At 69.1% G+C, this 14,004-nt stretch carries 14 protein-coding genes and 1 tRNA gene; 11 read left to right on the forward strand and 4 right to left on the reverse strand.

Features of this window, described 5'->3' with window-relative positions; translation table 11 throughout:
- Positions 1 to 71: 71 nt before the first annotated feature.
- Both mtaB and dapF read right to left on the reverse strand, forming a co-directional pair.
- Positions 72 to 1,325, reverse strand: a complete 1,254-nt coding sequence (gene mtaB, locus ABS73_RS03080; RefSeq protein WP_277022001.1) for a tRNA (N(6)-L-threonylcarbamoyladenosine(37)-C(2))-methylthiotransferase MtaB — start codon at positions 1,323 to 1,325, stop codon at positions 72 to 74.
- Complete coding sequence (gene dapF, locus ABS73_RS03085) at positions 1,322 to 2,149, reverse strand: diaminopimelate epimerase (RefSeq protein WP_277021999.1); 828 nt, start codon at positions 2,147 to 2,149, stop codon at positions 1,322 to 1,324. The genes mtaB and dapF overlap by 4 nt, the downstream gene beginning before the upstream one ends.
- 94 nt (positions 2,150 to 2,243) lie before the next feature.
- On the opposite strand from dapF, the gene ABS73_RS03090 reads away from it, so the two are divergent.
- The 3 genes from ABS73_RS03090 to ABS73_RS03100 all read left to right on the forward strand — a co-directional run bounded on the left by ABS73_RS03090 (position 2,244) and on the right by ABS73_RS03100 (position 4,780).
- A tRNA-Lys gene (locus tag ABS73_RS03090) sits at positions 2,244 to 2,319 on the forward strand.
- A gap of 144 nt (positions 2,320 to 2,463) precedes the next feature.
- Positions 2,464 to 4,065, forward strand: coding sequence for a sensor histidine kinase (locus ABS73_RS03095; protein ID WP_277021996.1), 1,602 nt, complete (start codon positions 2,464 to 2,466; stop codon positions 4,063 to 4,065).
- A gap of 10 nt (positions 4,066 to 4,075) precedes the next feature.
- Positions 4,076 to 4,780: a response regulator transcription factor gene (locus tag ABS73_RS03100; protein ID WP_277021993.1), complete on the forward strand. Its 705-nt coding sequence runs from the start codon at positions 4,076 to 4,078 to the stop codon at positions 4,778 to 4,780.
- Positions 4,781 to 4,795: 15 nt separating this feature from the next.
- Here ABS73_RS03100 and ABS73_RS03105 read toward each other — a convergent pair whose 3' ends face one another.
- Positions 4,796 to 5,356: a metal-independent carbonic anhydrase family protein gene (locus tag ABS73_RS03105; RefSeq protein ID WP_277021992.1), complete on the reverse strand. Its 561-nt coding sequence runs from the start codon at positions 5,354 to 5,356 to the stop codon at positions 4,796 to 4,798.
- A gap of 201 nt (positions 5,357 to 5,557) precedes the next feature.
- Here ABS73_RS03105 and ABS73_RS03110 point away from each other — a divergent pair, with 201 nt between their 5' ends.
- The 6 genes from ABS73_RS03110 (at position 5,558) to ABS73_RS03135 (ending at position 11,226) form a co-directional block, all read left to right on the forward strand.
- The gene (locus ABS73_RS03110; RefSeq protein ID WP_277021990.1) at positions 5,558 to 6,784 is read left to right on the forward strand and encodes a glutathionylspermidine synthase family protein; all 1,227 of its coding nucleotides are present in this window, start codon (positions 5,558 to 5,560) and stop codon (positions 6,782 to 6,784) included.
- A gap of 17 nt (positions 6,785 to 6,801) precedes the next feature.
- Entirely contained in the window at positions 6,802 to 7,386 is a 585-nt protein-coding gene (locus ABS73_RS03115) for a DUF1190 domain-containing protein (RefSeq protein WP_277021988.1), read from the forward strand.
- A gap of 132 nt (positions 7,387 to 7,518) precedes the next feature.
- Positions 7,519 to 8,424: a glycine betaine ABC transporter substrate-binding protein OsmF gene (gene osmF, locus ABS73_RS03120; RefSeq protein WP_277021987.1), complete on the forward strand. Its 906-nt coding sequence runs from the start codon at positions 7,519 to 7,521 to the stop codon at positions 8,422 to 8,424.
- Positions 8,424 to 9,563: an ABC transporter permease gene (locus ABS73_RS03125; protein WP_277021984.1), complete on the forward strand. Its 1,140-nt coding sequence runs from the start codon at positions 8,424 to 8,426 to the stop codon at positions 9,561 to 9,563. Before osmF ends, ABS73_RS03125 begins: the two co-directional genes overlap by 1 nt.
- Entirely contained in the window at positions 9,560 to 10,495 is a 936-nt protein-coding gene (locus tag ABS73_RS03130; RefSeq protein WP_277021981.1) for an ABC transporter ATP-binding protein, read from the forward strand. The genes ABS73_RS03125 and ABS73_RS03130 overlap by 4 nt, the downstream gene beginning before the upstream one ends.
- The gene (locus ABS73_RS03135) at positions 10,492 to 11,226 is read left to right on the forward strand and encodes an ABC transporter permease (protein ID WP_277021978.1); all 735 of its coding nucleotides are present in this window, start codon (positions 10,492 to 10,494) and stop codon (positions 11,224 to 11,226) included. Before ABS73_RS03130 ends, ABS73_RS03135 begins: the two co-directional genes overlap by 4 nt.
- Here the strand turns inward: ABS73_RS03135 and ABS73_RS03140 are convergent.
- A complete protein-coding gene (locus ABS73_RS03140) occupies positions 11,223 to 11,894 on the reverse strand; it encodes a GntR family transcriptional regulator (protein ID WP_277021975.1) in 672 nt (223 codons plus the stop codon). The genes ABS73_RS03135 and ABS73_RS03140 overlap by 4 nt on opposite strands.
- 127 nt (positions 11,895 to 12,021) lie before the next feature.
- Between ABS73_RS03140 and ABS73_RS03145 the strand changes: the two genes are divergently transcribed.
- Together ABS73_RS03145 and ABS73_RS03150 are read left to right on the forward strand one after the other, a co-directional pair.
- Positions 12,022 to 12,720 (forward strand): aspartate/glutamate racemase family protein, encoded by a 699-nt coding sequence (locus tag ABS73_RS03145; RefSeq protein WP_277021973.1) that lies wholly within the window; start codon positions 12,022 to 12,024, stop codon positions 12,718 to 12,720.
- Between the two features lie 33 nt (positions 12,721 to 12,753).
- The coding region (locus ABS73_RS03150; protein ID WP_286693393.1) for an NCS1 family transporter at positions 12,754 to 14,004 on the forward strand (1,251 nt) is incomplete at its 3' end.

Here is a 14,004-nt window from a genome sequence, read left to right on the forward strand (position 1 = left end):
CACAGCCTCTTCTTCACGAAAATATCCCGGGGGAGTCCGCAGGACGGGGGCAGAGCCCCCAGCAACGCCGGTCAGGCGATCAGCCGCTGGCCGTCATGCGCCGACGGGGTCAGCACCATCAGCGCCCCCTCCGGCTGATCCTCGGCAAAACGCACCTCAGTGAACTGCTGGGTCCGGCCAAGGCGCGGCCCCTCGGTCAGCACATGATGCGTCCGGCCGACCTGCGCCTGCAGATGCGCGGCCAGCGCTGCATCGCCCGCCGCCCGCAGCCGCGCGGCGCGGTCGCGGATGGCGGGGCCGGGCACGGCGGGCATGCGCGCGGCGGGTGTGCCCTTGCGCGCCGAATAGGGGAACACATGCAGGAAGGTCAGGCCGCAATCCGCGACCAGCTTCAGCGAATTGTCGAACATCGCCTCGGTCTCGGTCGGGAAGCCGGCAATGATGTCGGCGCCAAAGACCATGTCGGGGCGCAGCCGCCGCGCCTCCTCGCAGAAGGCGATGGCGTCGTCGCGCAGGTGGCGGCGCTTCATCCGCTTCAGGATCATGTCGTCGCCCGCCTGCAGCGACAGGTGCAGATGCGGCATCAGACGCGGCTCGGTCGCGATGGCCAGCATCAGGTTCTCATCCGCCTCGATCGAATCGATCGAGCTGATGCGCAGCCGCAGCAGGTCCGGCACCAGCCGCAGGATGCGCATGACCAGATCGCCAAGCCGCGGCGTGCCCGGCAGGTCGGCGCCCCAGCTGGTCAGGTCCACCCCGGTCAGCACGACCTCGTTGAAGCCGCGACCGACCAGCCGCTTGATCTGCTCGATCACGACGCCCGCGGGCACCGACCGGGAATTGCCGCGACCGAAGGGGATGATGCAGAAGGTGCAGCGGTGATCACAGCCGTTCTGGACCTGCACATAGGCGCGGTGCCGCCCGAACCCGTCGATCAGGTGGCCCGCGGTTTCCCGCACCGACATGATGTCGTCCACGACGACCTTTTCGGTGTCCCCGATCAGGTCGGGGGCGCGCAAGGACGCCCAGGTGGCGGGCTGCATCTTTTCGTGATTGCCGATGACCTTGGTGACCTCGGGCATGGCGGCAAAGGTCTCGGGTTCGGTCTGGGCGGCGCAGCCGGTGACGATGACTGGCACGCCCGGGTTCTCGCGCGACAGGCGGCGGATCTCCTGGCGGGCCTTGCGCACGGCCTCGGCGGTGACGGCGCAGGTGTTCACGACGACCGCGCCGGACAGGCCCGCGGCCGCGGCCATCTCGCGCATGGCCTCGGTCTCATAGGCGTTCAGACGACAGCCCAGGGTGGAGAAGACCGGCGCGCTCATGCCAGCCACGCGGGCGTCAGGCGCCCCTCGAAGACGATGGCGGTCGGCCCCTCCATCCAGACGCCATCCGCGCGCCAGTCGATCAGCAGCTGCCCGCCCGGCACATGCACGGTGACCCGCCGATCCGTCAGCCCGCGCCGCGCCGCAGCCACCACCGCCGCGCAGGAACAAGACCCCGAGGCCAGCGTCGGCCCCGTCCCGCGTTCCCAGATGCGCAGCCGGATCGCGTCGCGCGACAGGACCTGCACGACCTCGACATTGGTGCGTTGGGGATACAGCGGGTGATGCTCATGCTCCGGCCCGAAGCGGTCCAGATCGACCGCATCGGCGTCATCCACGAAGAAGGTCACATGCGGATTGCCCATGCCGGTCGCCACCGGATCACCGGCGATCGGCAGGTGGTCGATGTCGACATCGCGGGCCAGCGGGATCGCCTGCCAGTCCAGCACCGGCGGCCCCATGTTCACGCGGGTCAGCCCAGCCCCCGCATCCTCGGCCAAAAGGACGCCATGATCGGTGCGCAGGCGCAGCGCGGTGGCCCCGGTCTGGTCCATCAGCCAGCGCGCGATGCAGCGCGTGGCATTGCCGCAGGCCGCCGACAGCGACCCGTCCGCGTTCCAGAAGACCAGCCGCGCATCGGCGTCATCGCAATCCTCGACCCCCGCCAGTTGGTCAAAGCCCACGCCGCGATGTCGGTCCGCTATGCGCGCGACAAGGCCCGCGTCCGGCCGGGCCAGCCCGCCGCGCAGATCCAGAACCACAAAGTCGTTGCCCAGCCCATGCATCTTGAGGAAAGGCAGTCCGGTCGAATGAGAATGCGTCATGGCCGCGATATAGTCCCGGCAGGAGGATTCCGCCAGATGGTTCATTTTTCCGCTTGACGCCACCGGCCACCCCCCCTAGGAACCGCCTCGTGATGGGCCCATAGCTCAGTTGGTAGAGCAACTGACTTTTAATCAGTGGGTCACAGGTTCGAATCCTGTTGGGCTCACCACTGTACTTCCTGCTTTTATCTTCGTGGCACGCAGCACTGCTTTTGCGGTTGCGCGTTCACGCATTTGTCGCCCCAAGGCGGATTGCGGTCCGCCGTCGCGATGGCGACACTGGCCCCTTTCCACGCCCCAGGCCAGGACGGCAGATGCCCCAGACACCCTCTGCCCTGCACCGCACCAGCTATGGCCGCAGGCTGGTGCAGGCCTTTGCCGCGCTGGCCGCGCTGGCGCTGTTGCTGGCATGGCTTGGCTGGCATGTGCTGCAGCAGGCCGAACAGCATGTGCTGCGCGGCCGTATCGCCAGCGACATCTTTACCACGCTGACCAGCTTCAGCCAGGACAAGGCACAGCTGCGCAACTGGAGCTATCGCCGCATCCTGGGCCAGCCGGCGACGGCGGACCGGCGCGACGGGCTGATCGACAGCATGACCCGGCACCTGACCCTGTTCCAGGCGCTGCAGGACCATGCCCCGGCGCATCCCGCCCCGCCCGAGGATCAGGCCCGCAGCCGCACGCTGACCCTGCTGCGTGCCACCGTGGCCAAGCTGGATGCCGAGACGCAGGCCCTGCTGCCGGGCGCTGCCGGGGGCGCGCTGGACCGGTTCGACCGCGAATTCGACCGGGTCGCGGTGACCGACATTCCCGCCCTGCTGGAAGAGAGCCTTCGCGCCGAACAGCGGGCGCTGGACCTGGAACGCCAGCGCGCCGATGACAGCCTGCGCGACGCGCGGCGGCTGTTCGTGGGCGCCTCGGCCGGCGGGGTGGCGCTGAGCCTGATGCTGGCGCTGTGGCTGGCGGCGCGGCTGCGCCAGCCGCTGCGTCGGCTGGATGCGGGCCTGCGCGCCTATGCGCGTGGCGATTTCGGGCACCGCTTTGACGGGTTCCGCGACCGCGAATTCGTGGCCCTAGGCCATCAGCTGAACGCCATGGCCGCCGAGGTCGTCCAGAACCGCCAGCGCGAGGCCCAGTTCCGCAACCAGCTGGAGGCCGCCGTGCGCGACCGCACCCGCGATCTGACGCAGGCGCTGGATCACCTGGCCGCCTCGGAGGGCGCGCGTCAGCAGCTGATGGCCGATATCGGGCACGAATTACGCACCCCCGTCACCGTCATCCGCGGAGAGGCGCAGGTGGCGCTGCGCGACCCGGGTCCGGGCTTGGACAGCCACCGCCAGGCTTTGGGCCGCATCGTCGACGTGACCCGCCAGATGGGCCGCCTGATCGAGGATCTGCTGGTTTTCGTGCGCGACCCTGCCGGAACGCCCGCCGTCCGGCCGCGCGCCATCGCGCTTGGCACCGCGCTGAGCCCGGCGCTGGAGAATGCCGCCCGGCTGGCCGCACCGCGCGGGATCGGGCTGCAGGCCGATGACGCCGTGGCCGCCACGCGCGTGCTGGCCGACCCCGACCGGCTGTCGCAGGCCGTCGCGGCGCTGCTGGACAACGCGCTGCGCTATTCCCACGACGGATCGCGCATCACACTGCAGGTTCTGCCAGACGAGGATGAGGTCGCGCTGCAGATCCGCGACCACGGCATCGGCATCGACGACCGCGACCTGCCGCATCTGTTCACGCGGGGCTGGCGCGGGGCGCAGGCGCGGATGCACCGGGCCGACGGGCTGGGGCTGGGGCTGGCCATCGCCCGCGATCTGGTCGAGATGCAGGGCGGCAGGCTGTCGCTGGCCGCGGCATCCGGGGGCGGCACCGTGGCCACGCTGCGCCTGCCGGCGCCTGACGCTGATTCCGGACCGTGAAAGGCACCGCATGGACATCCTGCTGATCGAGGACGACCCCCGCGTCGCCGATTTCCTGACCCGCGGCCTGACCGCCGAGGGCTATTCGGTCCAGCGTCGCGCCTGCGGGCGCACGGGCCTGGACGCCGCCGAACGCTTCGCCCGCGACTGTCGCGACCGCGCAGCGCTAGGGGTGGTGATCCTGGACCTGATGCTGCCCGGAATGGACGGGCTGACCCTGTGCCAGGCGCTGCGCCAGCGCGGGCACGAGGTGCCGGTGCTGATGCTCAGCGCGCTTGGCGAAAGCCACGAGCGGGTCGAGGGGCTGCGGCGCGGGGCCGACGACTATCTGCCCAAGCCCTTCGATTTCGACGAATTGCTGGCCCGGATCGAGGCGCTGATGCGCCGCGCCGCCCGCCCGATGGGCAGCCCTGCCGCGACCATCGGCGCAGTCACGCTGGACCGCGCCGTGCCCGGGCTGCGCAACGGCGCGGCGCTGGTCGCGTTGACCGCCCGAGAGATGGCCCTGATCGAGCTGCTGGTGGCCGCACGCGGCGCCACCGTCAGCCGCGAGCGCATCCTGGCCCGCGTCTGGCAGGCCGATCGCGACCCGCTGACCAACGTGGTCGACGTCTATGTCAGCCGGCTGCGCCGCAAGCTGGAGGAGCTGGACCCCCGCCTGCGCATCGTGGCGATCCGGGGGCTGGGCTATCGCCTGCCCCCTCCCGACCCCTGACCCGAGCGGCAGGCCTCATTCCACCGCGAAGGGCAGCGAGGAATGATGCAGCACGATGCGCAGATCGCCCTGGGCGTCGCGGCTAAAGCCCCAGGTCTTGTCCACGGTGGTGACCGCGCCGCTGGCATCGGTGATCAGCACGTTGCCCATCGTCAGCGCGGTGTCGCCCTCGATATGGATGGCCACGTTCTCGATCTGCACATCCGTCCATCCCTTCAGCGCAAAGCCCGAATCGCCCGAGAATTCGGGGTCGTGGCCCACGAAATAGGACAGCGCCCCGTCGCGCGTCGTGCGAAAGGTCTGCGGCCCGCCGGTCAGGGTCGGCTTGAACAGGACCGGGCCCGCGTCAAAGGCATAGAGGCTGTCCAGAACCGCCTCGGCCGCGCTGCGGGCCTCGTCGATGCCGCCCTCGGCATGGGCGGCCGAGATGCGCACTAGCGCCTCGCCCCAGGCCGCCTGCGCCTCCTCGACCTCGGCGGGGGTGATCTGGGCGGCGGGGGTGGCGGCCAAGGCCGCGCCGGTCCCCAGGATCAGCGTGGATGCGGCAAAGGCGGCGGTGCGCAGGGGTTTCATCATGCTTGTCTTCCTTTCAGCCATCGCGCGGACCATCCGCGCGGCGTCCCCACCCAGATGGTGCGCCAGGCTGAACGCTGTCTGAGCCCAGGATGAACGCAACATTAACAGAGCCGGGGGCCGGACATATCGCGGCCCAGATGTGATGACGGCGCGACGTCCTGGGCACTGGCCCTTCGGGCGCGCAGCGGATACATCTGGCTCATGCGCAAGATCACCCTTCCCGAACGCCCCGACCTGGCCGCCAAGGCCGCTGAGGTCGGTTTCACCTTTGCCCATATGCATGGCGAGCCCTATTGGGACGAAACCAGCGCCTATCGGTTCACGCTGGCCCAGATCGAGGATGATCTTGAGGGCCCCGCGACCGAGTTGCATGCCATGACCCGCCAGGCGGTGGACCGCATCGTGGCCGACCCCGAGCTGATGACCCGCATGGGCGTCCCCGAGGCGCATCACGCGCTGGTCGCGGACAGCTGGGCCAGGAACGAGCCCGAGCTGTATGGCCGGATGGATTTCGCCTATGACGGCTCCGGCCCGGCGAAACTGCTGGAATACAATGCCGACACGCCGACGTCGCTGTACGAATCGGCCGCGTTCCAGTGGCAGTGGCTGGAAGATCAGATGGCGGCGGGCCACCTGCCCGAGGGCGCCGACCAGTTCAACGGCATCCACGAGGCCCTGGTCGAGCGGTTCCGCGAGCTGTTCGCGCCCGATACCGACATCCACTTCACCGCCGCCGCAGGCAATGCCGAGGATTACGCCACCGTCGAATCGATGGCCTGGGCCGCGCGCGAAGCCGGGATGGGCGCGCATTACAGCGATCTGGACAAGCTGGCCGTCAGCAAGGACGGACAGTTTCTGGACGCCGACGACCGCGTGATCGGCACCCTGTTCAAGCTGTACCCTTGGGAGGATCTGCTGGCCGACGACTATGCCCGCCACATCGCGGGGGCGGGCTGCCTGTTCCTGGAGCCCGCCTGGAAGGCCGTCGTGTCGAACAAGGGCCTACTGCCTGTGCTGTGGGAGATGTTCCCGGGCCATCCGAACCTGCTGCCCGCCTTTTTCGCCGATGACGTGGCCCCCGCGCTGGTCGAGGGTGGCCAGCCCGACCCCGCCATCGCCGCGGCCTTTGCGCCCGTGGCCGAGCAGTTCCGCGCGGGCCATGTGGTCAAGCCGATCTTTTCGCGCGAGGGCGCGGGCGTCGTCATCGTCGAGAATGGCGATGTCACCGAGGCGTCGGCCAACCACGACTATGACGCGCATCCGCGCATCGTTCAGGCCTATCACCCGCTGCCCGAATTCGACGGCTTTCGCCCGGTGATCGGGGCGTGGATCGTCGGCCGCGACTGCGTCGGCATCGGCATCCGCGAGGATCACGCCCGCATCACCCAGGATCTGTCGCGCTTCAAGCCGCATTTCATCGCGGATTGATCCGCCAAGGAGGACCCATGAGAAAACGTTCCAGAACCGTCGCGCTGACCATCCTTGGCGCCGCAGCCTTCACCGTCGCGGGCTGTCGCGACGAACAGGTCGATGCGCAGGCCTTTCCCGATCTGGCCAGCTGCCAGGCGGCCGCCAGCCAGGACGGGCTGATCACCGCCGCCGAATGCAACCAGGCCTTCGCCGAGGCGCAGGCCCTGCATGTCGAGGCCGCCCCCCGCTATGACAGCCTGGCCGTCTGCGAGGAGCAGCACGGCGCAGGCAATTGCGGCTCCGAGGCGCAGCAGGGCGCGGGCGGGTCGGGCGGCATCTTCATGCCGCTGCTGGCGGGCTATCTGATCGGGTCGATGCTGGGCCGCGCGACCGGGGGCATGGCCGCGTCGCAGCCGATGTACCGCAATGCGCAGGGCGGGTTCACCAACGCCTCGGGCACGACCAATTTCGGCAGCAATGCGGGCCGCGCGCAGATGTCGTCGCAGAACTTTGCCCGCCCCGCCGCGACCGCCGGACAGGCGCCGATGACCCGCGCCACCGCCGGATCGCGCGGCGGCTTTGGCAATGCAGGCAGCGCCCGCAGCAGCGTCGGCGGCTGACCCACGCCCCGCCTGCCCCCGTGACGGGCAGGCGGGAACCATTTCGTCGCAGCCGCATTTCGCCTGTTGACCCCGGCCCGCCAGAATGGCCCGATCACAGTCACGTCATTCGCGCGACAGGAGAGACCTGCGATGAAAGCCCTTACCCCCCTCGCCGCGCTGCTGATCGGCATGGCTTCCGCCGCCGCGGCCCAGGACATCACCGTGTCATCCAAGATCGACACCGAAGGTGGCCTTCTGGGCAACATGATCCTGATGGCGCTGCAGGATGCGGGCCTGCCCGTGCAGGACCGCCTGCAGCTGGGCGGCACCCCGATCATGCGCGATGCGATCACCTCGGGTCAGATCGACATCTATCCCGAATACACCGCCAACGGTGCCTTCTTCTTCAACGAGGCCGACAGCGAGGTCTGGAAGGACGCGCAGGCCGGTTTCGACCGCGTGTCCGAGCTGGACATGGAGCAGAACGAGATCGTCTGGCTGAGGCCCTCGCCCGCGAACAACACCTGGGCCATCGCCCTGCGCCAGGATCTGGCGTCCGAGAACGGGCTGGAGACCATGTCCCAGATGGGCGAATGGATCGCCGGCGGCGGCGCGATCAAGCTGGCGGCATCGACCGAATTCGTGACCTCGGCCGCGGCGCTGCCGGCGTTCCAGGAGACCTATGGCTTTGCGCTGACCCCCGATCAGCTGGTGCAGCTGTCGGGCGGCGACACGGCCGCCACCATTGCGGCTGCGGCGCAGCAGACCTCGGGCGTGAATGCGGCGATGGTCTATGGCACCGATGGCGGCATCGCGCCCGCGGGTCTGGTGGTGATGGCCGATGATCAGGGCGTCCAGCCGGTCTATCAGCCCGCCCCCATCATCCGCGCCGAGGTTCTGCAGGCCCACCCGGAGATCCGCGACATTCTGGCGCCGATCTTCGACAGCCTGGACCTTGAGACCCTGCAGGAGCTGAACGGCCGCATCCAGATCGGCGGAGAGCCCGCCGCAACCGTCGCCCGCGACCACCTGACCCAAGCGGGTCTGCTGGACTGATGCGCCCCCGGCTGGACCGGCCCGGCCTGCTGTTCGCGATTGTCGGACTGGCAGGGTTGGCCCTGCCGCTGGTGCAGTTCAAGCCCAACCGCATCGTCCCCGGAGAGGGGCTGACCCTGCCCGCCGCCCTGCCCTGGGGCTGGCCGCTGCTGCTGACGCTGGCGGCGGCGCTGGTGGCGGGCTGCCTGCGCTGGCCCTCCGTTCTGCGCCTTGTTGCGGCGGCGGCGGGTCTGCTGACGGTGCTGCTGGCGCTTGGGGCGGCGGCCACGCATTTGACACCGCCCGACAACACGCTGGCGCGGGTGGCGCCTGCGGCGGGTTTCTGGCTGATGGCGCTGGCCTTTGCGCTGATGCTGGCCGATGCGCTGGCGCGGATGAACCCCGCGCTGTGGCTGCGCTGGCTGATCCTGGCGGGGGCGGTCGTCGCCACGGGCGTGCTGCTGGCCTCGGGCGCGCTGGACGGGGTGTCCGTCATGCGCGAATACGCCGCGCGCCAAGACATCTTCCTGCGCGAGGCGCGGGCGCATCTGACGCTGGCCTTCGGGTCCCTGACGCTGGCGTTGCTGGTGGGGTTGCCGCTTGGGGTGGCGCTGTATCAGGCGCGGCGGCTGAGGGGCCCGGTCCTGTCGGTGCTGAACATCCTGCAGACGATCCCGTCGCTGGCGCTGTTCGGGGTGATGATCCCGATCTTTGGCTGGATCGCGGCCAATGTGCCCGGCGCGGCGCAGGCCGGGGTGGCGGGCATCGGCCTGTTCCCGGCGCTGGTCGCGCTGTTTCTCTATTCCCTGCTGCCGGTCGTATCGAACACCCTGACCGGGCTGACCGGCGTGAACCCCGCCACGCGCGAGGCCGCGATCGGCCTTGGCCTGACGCAGCCGCAACTGCTGGTGCAGGTGCTGATCCCGCTGGCGCTGCCGGTGCTGCTGGCGGCGGTGCGGATCGTGCTGGTCCAGAATATCGGGCTGGCGGTCATCGCGGGCCTGATCGGCGGCGGGGGGTTCGGGACCTTCGTCTTTCAGGGCCTGAACCAGACCGCGATGGATCTGGTCCTGCTGGGCGCCCTGCCCACCATCGCGCTGGCGCTGATTGCCGGCATTGCCCTTGATCTGCTGGTGCGTTCCAGCCGGAGGTCCGCATGATCGACATCCAGAACCTGACCCGCATCTATGACGGCCGCGCCGCCGTCGACGATGTCAGCCTGACGGTCGAGGCGGGCCAGATCGCAGCCCTTGTCGGCACGTCGGGGTCCGGCAAGACGACGCTGCTGCGCATGATCAACCGGCTGGTCGAGCCCTCCAGCGGGAGCGTGCTGATCGACGGGCAGGACACGCGCGAGGTCGCGCCCCACCTGCTGCGCCGCCGCATCGGCTATGCGATCCAAGGCCACGGGTTGTTCCCCCACCGCACGGTCGGCCAGAACATCGCCACCGTGCCGCGCCTGCTGGGCTGGGACCAGAGCGCGATCCGCGACCGGGTGGACGAGCTGCTGTCCCTGTTCCAGATGGAGCCCGACCAGTTCCGCGACCGCATGCCCCATGAGCTGTCCGGCGGCCAGCAGCAGCGCGTGGGCGTGGCCCGCGCCTTGGCGGCGAAACCCGACCTGCTGCTGATGGACGAACCCTTCGGCGCGCTGGACCCGGTGATCCGCGCCAAGGCGCAGGCCGATCTGCGCGACATCCAGCGCCGGCTTGGCACCACGCTGATCCTGGTCACCCATGACATGGAGGAGGCCGTCACACTGGGCGACCGCATCGCCGTCATGGACAAGGGCCGACTGGTCCAATACGCCCCCCCGACCGAAATCCTGACCGCCCCCGCCACGCCCTTCGTGCGCGACCTGATCGGGCTGGACCAGCGGCCCTTCCACCTGCTGTCGCTGACCCCGGCCCATGCCCTGGCCCGCGACGGCCAGGCCGACGGCCCCGCTTTGCCCCGCGACGCCACGCTGCGCGACGCGCTGGCCGAATGCCTGTGGAGCGGGCGCGACGCCCTGCCGGTCGAGGGGGGCGGCGTCATCACCCTGGCCGCGCTGCGGGCCCAGGCCGCACCTCAGGCGCGGGCGGCGGAATGATCGGACGCGTCCTGCTGGCCCTGGCCGCGGTTGTGCTGGTGGCGTTCCTAGCCAGCCCGGACAGCTTTGCCGCGGTGTTCGAGCCGTTCACCCGCAACAACGCACCGCCGATCTATCGCCAGACGCCGCTGTGGTCGCTGACCCTGTCGCATCTGACGCTGGTGGCGCTGGCGGTGGCGGCATCGACCGTCGTGGCGCTGGTGCTGGCGGTTCTGGTGACGCGACCTGCCGGGCGCGAGTTCCTGCCTCTGGCGCGCACGATCACCAGCGTCGGACAGACCTTTCCGCCCGTAGCCGTGCTGGCCTTGGCCGTGCCGATCATGGGGTTCGGCGCCGGCCCGACGCTGGTGGCGCTGTTCCTCTATGGCCTGCTGCCGGTGTTCGAGAACACCCTGGCGGGCCTGACCACCCAGCCCCCCAACGTGGCCGAGGCCGCGCGCGGCATGGGCCTGACCCCCCGCCAGCGCCTGTGGCAGGTCGAGCTGCCGCTGGCACTGCCGGTGATCCTGGGGGGGATGCGGCTGACGGCGGTGATCTCGCTTGGCACCGCCACCATCGGCTCCACCGTCGCGGCTCGCACCCTGGGCGAGGTCATCATCGCGGGCCTTCTGTCCGCCAACACGGCGTTCGTGCTGCAGGGCGGGCTGGTCGTGGGCATCATCGCCGTGCTGATCCACGAGGGGTTTCAGGCGCTGGAACGCCGCGCCCGCGCCCGGATCGGCCAGGCCTAGCCGCGCAGCGCCGCCGCCAGCCCGCCGGTCGCGGGCGGCACGTCGTCGAACCGGATGCCCGCCTCGATATGGCGCAGATGCTGGTCCAGCAGGGACAGGGCGCGCGCCTCGTCCCGCGCGGCGATGGCGGCGACGATGCCCGCATGTTCGTCCTCGGCGCATAGCGTCGCGTGGCCTTGGGCATACAGCCCGATGATCAGCGAGGACCGCATCGTCAGCTCGTCCAGATAGCGCGCCAGCACCGGGTTGCGCCCGATGCGCGCCAGCAGGATGTGGAACCCCCGCGACAGCCGGATCAGCGCAGGGCGGTTGTCATGGCCGCGCGCCGCGTCCTCCTGCGCCAGATGCCGGCGCAGATCGGCCAGATCGGTCGCGTCGGCCAGGCGGACGGCGTTGCGGCAGATCGTCGTCTCGATCGCGCGGCGGGCCTGAAACACGTCGCGGGCATCCTGCGGCGTGGGGGTGGCGACATAGGCGCCGCGATTGGGCAGGTGATCGACCACCTGCCAGCCGGTCAGCATCGACAGGGCGCGCCGCACATGCGCGCGGTTGCAGGCAAAGATGTCCGACAGCGCCTGTTCGCCCAGCTTGGTCCCGGCCACCAGCCGTTGATCGGCGATGGCGTCTAGGATGCTGTCCACGATCAGGGTGTCTAGCGGCTTCTCCATGGTTTCCAAATTGCACCTTCCTTAAGCCTTCGCAATATCGTTCCGCTTTGGAATGCGGCAGAAAAATATGATTACTGATTGTTAACAATCAGTGGTAACAATGATGCGACTCAGAGAGGAACCGCCGATGAAGCTGGTCGTGATCAACCCCAATTCCACCGCGTCGATGACCGACAAGATCGTCGAGGCCGCCCGCGCCGTGGCCTGTCCCGGCACCGAGGTCGAGGGCCGCACCGCGCATGGCGCCCCCGCCAGCATCGAGGGCCATTTCGACGAGGTCATGTGCGCCGCCCACCTGCTGCGCGAGGTCCAGGAGGCCGAGGGCCAGGGCGCCGACGCCATCGTGGTGGCCTGTTTCGACGACCCCGCCATCGGCGCCTGTCGCGAGGTCGCGACCGGCCCCGTGCTGGGCATCTGCGAGGCGGGGGTCAAGGCCGCCAGCATGATCGCCACGTCGTTCAGCATCGTCACCACCCTGCCCCGCTCGGTCCCCGTGATCGAGGAACTGGTGCGCCGCTATGGCCTGGATCACCAGTGCCGCCGCGTCCGTTCCGCCGAAATTCCGGTGCTGGCGCTGGAACAGCCCGGTTCGGATGCACGCGCCCGCGTGCGTGCCGAGATTCTGCGCGCCATCGAGGAGGACCGCTGCGAGGCCGTGCTGCTGGGCTGCGCGGGCATGGCCGACCTGACCGAGTGGCTGTCCGCGGAATGCGGCATCCCGGTCATCGACGGCGTCACCGCCGCCACGACATTCGCCGAGGCGCTGGTCCGCGCCGGGCTGCGGACCTCCAAGATCGGGGCCTATGCGCACCCGATCCAAAAATAAGAAAACGCTCATCCTCCGACAGGGAAGAACCCCATGACCACAACCACGATGACCGGGGGCGCGGTCCCCCATGACGACAAGAAGATCGGCGAGGAAAGCCTGGCCCCCCAGCAGACCCGCATCATGGGCCCCTGGTCCTATTTGTTCGCCTGGCTGGGCGGCTGCGTCAGCATCGGCACCTTCACGGTCGGATCGGGCCTGGTCGGCACGCTGAACCTGCTGCAGACCGTGCTGGCCATCGCCATCGGCTGCGGCGTCATCGGCCTGGCGCTGATGATCAACGGGCGCGCGGGGCACAAATACGGCATCCCCTTCATGGTCCAGGCGCGTGCGGCCTATGGGTTCTCGGGCACGCGGCTGCCGGCGCTGGTGCGTTCGGTCCCGGCGATCGTCTGGTACGGGTTCCAAAGCTGGATCGGCGCGGGGGCGCTGAACCTCGTGTCGGAAACCATGTTCGGATATTCAAACATCTGGGTGTTCTTTATCGGCTTCCAGTTCCTGCAGATCGGCCTGTCGGTGCTGGGTTTCCACGGCATCAAATGGCTGGAGAACATCGGCGCGGTCTTCATCATCGGCGCGCTAATCTACATGTTCTTCAGCGTCATCGGGCGCTATGGCGACCAGATCAGCACCAACCTGATCCAGGCCGAAGGCACCTGGGGCGCGCCCTTCTGGGGGGCCACGATGCTGTTTCTGGGCGTCTATTCCACAATGATGCTGAACGTGTCGGATTATTCGCGCGAGTTGCAGCATGGGGTCGGGCGGGGACGGCAGGTGGCGATCTATGCCAACTCGATCCTGCCCGCGACGCTGTTCATGGGGCTGATCGGGCTGATGGTGTCATCCGCCACCGGAGAGGTCGATCCGATCCGCGTCTTTTCCAGCGCGGTGGACAACCCGGTCCTGCTGGTGGTGACGCTGCTGTTCATCGCATTTGCGCAGGTGACGACGAACATCCTCAACAACGTGGTGCCGCCCGCCTATGCGATGATGGATGTGTTCAAGCTGCCCTTCAAGGCGGCGGCGGTGATCGTGGGCCTGCTGGCCTTTGCGACCTTCCCCTGGCTGCTGGTGCGCGACGAATCCGCGGCGGGGCTGGGCCTGTTCATCCGCACCTACAGCGCGTTCCTGGGGCCGATCTTCGCGGTGCTGGTGGTCGATTACTACATCGTCCGCCGCCAGACCGGTGGGTTCTATTCTGAAATGCGACACGCCATGATTTGCTGGTGTTTACAGATCGAGGAGCTCCCCCGTGACGTCGCATCTCACCCTCTCCGAGCGCCG

Source organism: Paracoccus sp. SCN 68-21, assembly GCF_001724535.1.
Lineage (GTDB): Bacteria > Pseudomonadota > Alphaproteobacteria > Rhodobacterales > Rhodobacteraceae > Paracoccus > Paracoccus hibiscisoli.